The sequence below is a fragment of the Providencia sp. wls1922 genome, from assembly GCF_009706505.1.
GTDB lineage: Bacteria > Pseudomonadota > Gammaproteobacteria > Enterobacterales > Enterobacteriaceae > Providencia > Providencia lanzhouensis.
This window is the reverse complement of the sequence record NZ_WLUG01000018.1, coordinates 1-6,743: the sequence shown is the minus strand read 5'-3', so window position 1 is coordinate 6,743 and position 6,743 is coordinate 1. Positions and strand designations below refer to the sequence as shown.

General features: G+C 44.6%; 5 protein-coding genes and 1 tRNA gene. 3 read left to right on the top strand and 3 right to left on the bottom strand.

Annotation, left to right across the window (positions count from 1 at the left end; genetic code table 11):
* Nucleotides 1-204: 204 nt before the first annotated feature.
* Entirely contained in the window at nucleotides 205-1,716 is a 1,512-nt protein-coding gene (pepA, locus tag GKR71_RS00835) for a leucyl aminopeptidase (RefSeq protein ID WP_036949149.1), read from the bottom strand.
* A gap of 276 nt (nucleotides 1,717-1,992) precedes the next feature.
* On the opposite strand from pepA, the gene lptF reads away from it, so the two are divergent.
* Both lptF and lptG read left to right on the top strand, forming a co-directional pair.
* Complete coding sequence (gene lptF, locus GKR71_RS00830) at nucleotides 1,993-3,090, top strand: LPS export ABC transporter permease LptF (RefSeq protein WP_036949152.1); 1,098 nt, start codon at nucleotides 1,993-1,995, stop codon at nucleotides 3,088-3,090.
* The gene (gene lptG, locus GKR71_RS00825) at nucleotides 3,090-4,166 is read left to right on the top strand and encodes an LPS export ABC transporter permease LptG (RefSeq protein ID WP_154599685.1); all 1,077 of its coding nucleotides are present in this window, start codon (nucleotides 3,090-3,092) and stop codon (nucleotides 4,164-4,166) included. The genes lptF and lptG overlap by 1 nt, the downstream gene beginning before the upstream one ends.
* Nucleotides 4,167-4,258: 92 nt before the next feature.
* Here lptG and GKR71_RS00820 read toward each other — a convergent pair whose 3' ends face one another.
* Both GKR71_RS00820 and ampH read right to left on the bottom strand, forming a co-directional pair.
* On the bottom strand, nucleotides 4,259-4,771 hold the full coding sequence (locus tag GKR71_RS00820; protein WP_036949157.1) for a hypothetical protein: 513 nt from the start codon (nucleotides 4,769-4,771) through the stop codon (nucleotides 4,259-4,261).
* A gap of 241 nt (nucleotides 4,772-5,012) precedes the next feature.
* Nucleotides 5,013-6,239 (bottom strand): D-alanyl-D-alanine-carboxypeptidase/endopeptidase AmpH, encoded by a 1,227-nt coding sequence (gene ampH / locus GKR71_RS00815; protein WP_154602992.1) that lies wholly within the window; start codon nucleotides 6,237-6,239, stop codon nucleotides 5,013-5,015.
* 419 nt (nucleotides 6,240-6,658) lie between these two features.
* On the opposite strand from ampH, the gene GKR71_RS00810 reads away from it, so the two are divergent.
* Nucleotides 6,659-6,743 (top strand) — tRNA-Leu (locus GKR71_RS00810).

Genomic DNA, 6,743 nt, shown 5'->3' with positions numbered 1-6,743 from the left:
TCACATACTTATGTATGCTCCCAAGGTCGCAGCAAGATTAAATCTGCGCTGAATTATACTCGTTTTTACCACAGCCTCAAAATGGTGTGGTGAGTGTGACCTAACTGCTTGTTGCTTAAAAACAATATCCCGAATCGCAGAACCTGCTCATCGGGATATTATAATAACAACTTAATCAATGGCGATGTTTAATCGTAATTGAAATTACTCGTCACCATTTAAGCCAGCGCGGTTCAGTAAGAACTGAGCTAACATAGAAACCGGACGACCGGTTGCTCCTTTAGCTTTTCCTGAACGCCATGCAGTACCTGCGATATCCAAGTGCGCCCAGTTATATTTACCTGTAAAGCGTGCTAAGAAGCAGCCTGCGGTAATAGCACCACCCGGACGACCACCCGTGTTCGCTAAATCAGCAAAGTTAGAGCTGATTTGCTCATAGTATTCGTCAGCTAACGGTAAACGCCAAGCACGGTCGCCAGCTTGCTCTGAAGCATTTAACAGCTCGTGAGCCAGTGGGTTGTGGTTGGACATTAAACCAGTGTAGTGGCTACCTAAAGCAATCACACATGCGCCTGTTAATGTGGCGATATCGATAACCAGTTCTGGATCGAAACGCTCAACGTAAGTCAGGGTATCACACAGGACTAAACGACCTTCCGCATCCGTGTTTAACACTTCGACAGTTTGACCAGACATAGTGGTTAGGACATCACCAGGACGATATGCGTGCCCACCCGGCATGTTTTCACAGCCAGCCAGTACGCCGACGACGTTAATTGGCAGTTGCAGATCAGTGATAAAGCGCATGACACCGTAAACGGTCGCGGCACCGCACATGTCGTATTTCATCTCATCCATACCATCAGCAGGCTTGATGGAAATACCGCCTGAGTCGAAGGTTAAACCTTTACCGACCAGTACAATTGGTTTGCACTCTGGATCTGGGTTGCCTTTGTACTCCATGATGGACATCAGAGATTCGTTCTGAGAACCTTGACCCACTGCTAAGTACGCGTTCATGCCCAGCTCTTTCATTTGCTCTTCGCCGATCACGCGAGTAGTCAGTTTGCTGTCAGAAATGTCTGCCAGTTGGCGAGCTTGTGATGCTAAATAGCCAGCGTTACAGATATTTGGTGGCATGTTACCCAAATCTTTAGCCGCTTTAACGCCAGAGGCGATAGCTAAACCGTGGGCGATAGCACGCTCACCGCTGGTCAGTTCACGGCGCGTTGGTACATTGAAGACCAGTTTACGCAGTGGACGGCGGTGTTCAGTTTTGTTACTTTTCAGCTGGTCGAAGACATACAGGGATTCTTTCGCTGTCTCAACGGCTTGGCGAACTTTCCAGTAGTTGTTGCGACCTTTTACATGTAACTCAGTCAAGAAACAAACGGCTTCCATTGAGCCAGTTTCATTCAGAGTACTGATAGTTTTCTGAATGATTTGTTTAAATTGACGCTCATCGAGTTCACGTTCTTTACCGCAACCGATCAGTAAAATACGCTCAGATAGAACGTTAGGCACATGATGCAGCAGCAAGGATTGACCTACTTTACCTTCAAGCTCACCGCGGCGCAGCAGGGCGCTGATATATCCGTCACTAATTTTGTCCAGCTGTTCAGCGATAGGGGACAGACGGCGTGGTTCAAAGACTCCGACAACGATGCAAGCACTACGTTGTTTTTCCGGGCTACCACTTTTTACACTAAACTCCATGCGTTCTCCTGAATCTTAAAGACAAAGGTCGATGCTCCAGTTAAAATTAGCCTTTCGCATGATCTGGCTTATAGAGAATGAACTCTTTGTGTTAAATTGAGCAAATACCTAGTTTCGCTTATATTAAGCATATTCCGATATAGCACTTAGTATAGATAATGCTTTTATATCATTCTAGCCAAACAATAAACCAGAGTATATTTTAGTAAATGGCTGTCATAGAACGAACTTAGCCATTTTCATCCCAAAAGACAAGTTTTCACAGGCGTAATAAGCGTGATCATTATTCGATATTTGGTTCGGGAAACCCTGAAAAGCCAGCTGGCGATACTTTTTGTCCTGCTGCTTATCTTTTTTAGTCAAAAGTCCATCGACATCTTAGGTGCCGCTGTTCAGGGGAATATTCCTTCGAATTTAGTTCTTCCATTATTAGGATTGGGTGTGCCGGAGATGGCGCAACTTATCTTACCTTTGAGCCTATTCCTTGGGCTATTGATGACTTACAGCAAATTGTACACAGAAAGCGAAATTACTGTGATGCATGCCTGCGGCCTAGGTAAAAGTGTGCTTGTGAAAGCGGCGCTGGTACTTGCTGCATTAACTGCCTTAGTCGCCGTTGCCAATATTACTTGGATGTTGCCTTGGTCATCTCAGTATCAAGAACAAGTTTTGGCAGATGCAAAAGCCAACCCCGGTTTAGCGGCGATGGTGGAAGGGCAGTTTAAAACCACCAAAGATGGCAACTTTGTGTTGTACATCGGCGAAGTCAAAGGCAATGATTTTAAAAATGTTTTCTTAGCTCAGTTGCGTACAGCCAATGAGCAGCGTCCTTCCGTTGTGGTCGCGGATAGCGGTTATATGAAAGAAGACGAATATGGTCGTCAGATGGTGGTGCTAGACCAAGGTACTCGCTACGAAGGCACGGCAATGCTGAGAGATTTCCGCATCACTGACTTCGTAAATTACCAAGCCGTTGTTGACCATAAAGCCACAGATGTCAGTACGGATAAAGTGGAACAAAAAACCATGATGCAGCTGTGGAATGAGAGCAATCCTGAGGTCAATGCTGAATTCCACTGGCGTCTAACCATTGTATTCTCTGTGGTGGTCATGGCGTTGATGGTGGTTCCTCTGAGTGAGGTCAACCCGCGTCAAGGGCGTGTGCTCAGTATGATCCCTGCCATGCTGTTGTACCTGATTTTCTTCTTATTACAAAGTACGTTACGTAATAGCGCAGATAAGGGGGATATCGACCCTAAATATGCAATGTGGGCGGTTAACTTTGGTTACTTGCTATTAGCAGTGATACTGAATTTATGGGATACCGTACCAATGCGCAAAGTGCGTGCTAAGTTGACAAGAGGGGTTGCCTGATGTTTGGTGTTTTAGATAAGTATATCGGTCGAACCATCCTCAATTCGATTTTGATGACGCTGTTTTTGTTGGTTTCGCTTTCAGGGATCATCAAGTTTGTCGAGCAACTTCGCAAAGTGGGTGACGGTGATTACACAGCAATGAGCGCAGGGGTTTTCACCTTATTAACTGTTCCCAAAGATATCGATATTTTCTTCCCAATGGCGGCATTATTGGGCGCATTGCTGGGGTTAGGCGCGTTAGCTTCCCGCAGTGAGCTGGTGGTGATGCAAGCGTCGGGTTTTACCCGTTTGCAAATTGCGATGTCTGTGATGAAAACAGCGATTCCATTGGTTATCGTTACGATGGTCATGGGGGAGTGGATTGCACCTGCAGGCGAGCAGTGGGCGCGTAACTATCGTGCAGAAAAAATTGTTGGTAGCTCTTTGGTGGTTACGGATTCAGGCATGTGGGCGAAAGATGCCCATGACTTTATCTATATCCAACGTATTAAAGATGCGAGCACCATCCAAGATGTTTCTGTTTATCGCTTCGATGACCATCGCAAATTACAGTCTGTGATGTTTGCCGCACGCGGAACTTATGATGCGGATAAAAAACTGTGGGTGTTATCCCAAGTTCAAGAATCTATCTTGGGTAGCCAGCAAAAAATTACGGGTTCACAGCGTTTAACTTATGATTGGAAAACCAATTTAACCCCAGAGAAATTAGGTATCGTTTCTCTGAATGCGGATTCGCTTTCGATTCGCGGTCTGTATCAGTACATCACCTATTTGAAAGAGAGTGGGCAAGTTGCTTCGGTTTATCAGCTGAGTATGTGGCAAAAAATCCTAGCGCCACTTTCTGCGGCAGTCATGATGTTGATGGCGGTTTCCTTTATCTTCGGACCTCTGCGTACGGTTCCAATGGGTGTGCGTGTGATTTCAGGGATTGTGGGCGGCTTCTTGTTTTACATCTTAAACCAAGGCTTTGGTAACTGGAGTTTGGTCTATTCCATTCCGCCAGTACTTGCGGCAGCGCTGCCGAGTGTCTTGTTCTTGGGCGTGAGTATCTTCTTGTTAGTTAAACGAAAATAGCCCATTCCCTTTAAATTGAAAAAGGCTGTAGAATCGAATGATTTTACAGCCTTTTTTATTGCTGATGGCAACTCTCCACTTCAAGAACACACTCATTTTCTGCTGAAGATAAAATTACCGAAATTACTCAGCATCGATTGAATTTTTCCTTGTGGCTTAAATAATACTTGCTGGATCCTTTTTTGTTTCGTCTGAGATGTATATTCACCGATAATGCCAATCACATTTTTTCCACTCTTATTGGCAATCTGTTGTGCATAAGAGAAAGCACCGCCATTGGCACTGTATGATTTTTCAATCATGTAAGCATTTTTCCAGGTTGCTTGCCTGGTTGCTTGAATGAATGATTGCTTTGCTTCGTTTATGGTATCTGTGAGTAACTTTTTATACTCAGCCGTTGCTTCAATGTTCGGATTATCCGCTTTTTCATTAACCAGTCTTGAAAAATCTATTTCGACATAGTCTGGTTTTTTAGGTTGTGGACAGATTTCTGGATGATTACGTACATTTCTGAGTTGCTGTACTAATTCAGAAATAGTGTTCCTTCCTGATTTTACGGAGCTGGGGCGCACTATGTTATGAGCGAAAAGCGGGATAATTTTCATCTTAGTTCCTTTGCTAATCATAAGTAATAAGGCCTAAGAGTAGCGAAAGGTCATACTAAAATATTGCATAAAAAGCAGACGTCTATCAAAAAAAGCAGTCGCCTAACAAAAATAACAACGAATAAAAAACTGCCTGAAGGGCTCAGGCAGTTGTCACGATAAACGTAAGTACGCGCACAAATCCGCGTTTTAAGGTAGGGGCATAACTCGCCAGTGCATTAATCGCGTCGGCGGTACCCTTTCAATTTTTCCCATACGCATGGTTAGATGATAATGAAGCAACCATATCATTTACACCTGCGGTCAACTTACTGAACTTACTACCATCTTTACGAGTCATCACCACGAATACCGCAATATTTTGCTGTGGGATCATCGCCATATAGGTATTAAATCCGCCGCCGCCGCCGGTTTTCTGGTAGATCCCAGGAATACCGTTTTTAGGCTTCATATATACCCAGCCAAGACCCAATCCATCCGCATAACCTGCAACGTCCATTCCTTTGGCATCTAACAGCTTTTCACGGGGGAAGAAAATACCTTGCTCGCGGGCTGCGGTCGCTTTACGTAGGTTATTATCCGTAGATAAAAATTGCTGCATCCACTTTTGCATATCTGCCGGAGTAGAATACACACCACCACTTCCTGCTGCTGCAAGGGTGTTATGGCAAGGGCTTGGCTTGGTGCCTTCCATTAAACGGGCGCACTGACCTTTGCTTGGGGTGTAGGTGGTATCCGTCATTTTCGCCGGAGATGTCACATATTTGCTGAACAATTGCGGGTATGACTGCCCCGTCGCTTTGACCATCGCATCAGCGAGTAAATCATAGGCGAGGTTGGAATAAGCGGCTTCAGTACCCGGTGTAAAATCGAGTTTACCGGTTTTCAGCCATGTCCAACGGTTCTCTTGAGTTGGCCAAATAAAGACAGGGCGACCCCATTTTCCACCCGGTTGTTCACGAGGCAAGCCACTGGTATGGCTCGCTAAATGATACAGTCGGATAGGTTGCCCGCTGTTGTTATCAGGCACGGTAACACCGTTGTAGCTGTATTGCTGTAGCGGGTCGGTGATCGCTAATTTTTTATCTTGCTCCAGCTTAATTAAGATTTCGCTGGTCATTAATTTGCTAACAGAAGCAATGCGGATCAGGGAGTTCGGACCCGGTTTTTGTCCATTACCCGGCGCGGTTTCACCATAATAGCGAGCGAGAGTTTGGTTATTATCAATAACGATAATAGCCATGCCTCGGGCATCACTTTCGTTATAAATTCGATTTGCATACATATCGACGATTTTGGTGACACGCTCGTAAGTTCTTCTATCGCCTTCGAATATTTGCCACTCGGAGTTACCTGCAAGCATGCCACTTGGTGAGCTTTGCGCGGTTTTTTCTGTCGTTGAGGAACAGGCCATCAATGCCGCAGACAGTGCGGATACCGACAAAATTTTAAGAAATGTTTTCTTCATGTTTGAAGCCAGCCGATATGATTGTTTATAAAAGGCTTTTCAGCCAATATTTATTTTTTCTTTGAGAAAATTTTCATGACGATACCAATTAAGATGCCAATAACCAGACCAGTGGCTATCCATCCAACAAAGCTCATAAAATATGCCTTTATTATTTTACATAAGAGTGCGGATAAACTAACAAAAATTACGCTTTGTCGCCAGTCACCGAAGGGTTAAGACAATGAAAATACTCTTAGGAAAATTAGCATAGATATTCAAATGTTGTTGAACATAACAGGGGATATTGCGCTTTTTATGGAAAGATTTTTTCAGGTGCTTTTTTTTTAATCGAACAACCTGATTGTTCAAGATAAATGTTGCCAGTCAGCATAAGGCAAGTATAATGGCACCGTTTTCCAAGAAACACATCACTTCGTGCCGGAGTGGCGGAATTGGTAGACGCAGTTGATTCAAAATCAACCGCCTTCGGGTGTGCCGGTTCGAGTCCGGCCTTCGGCACCA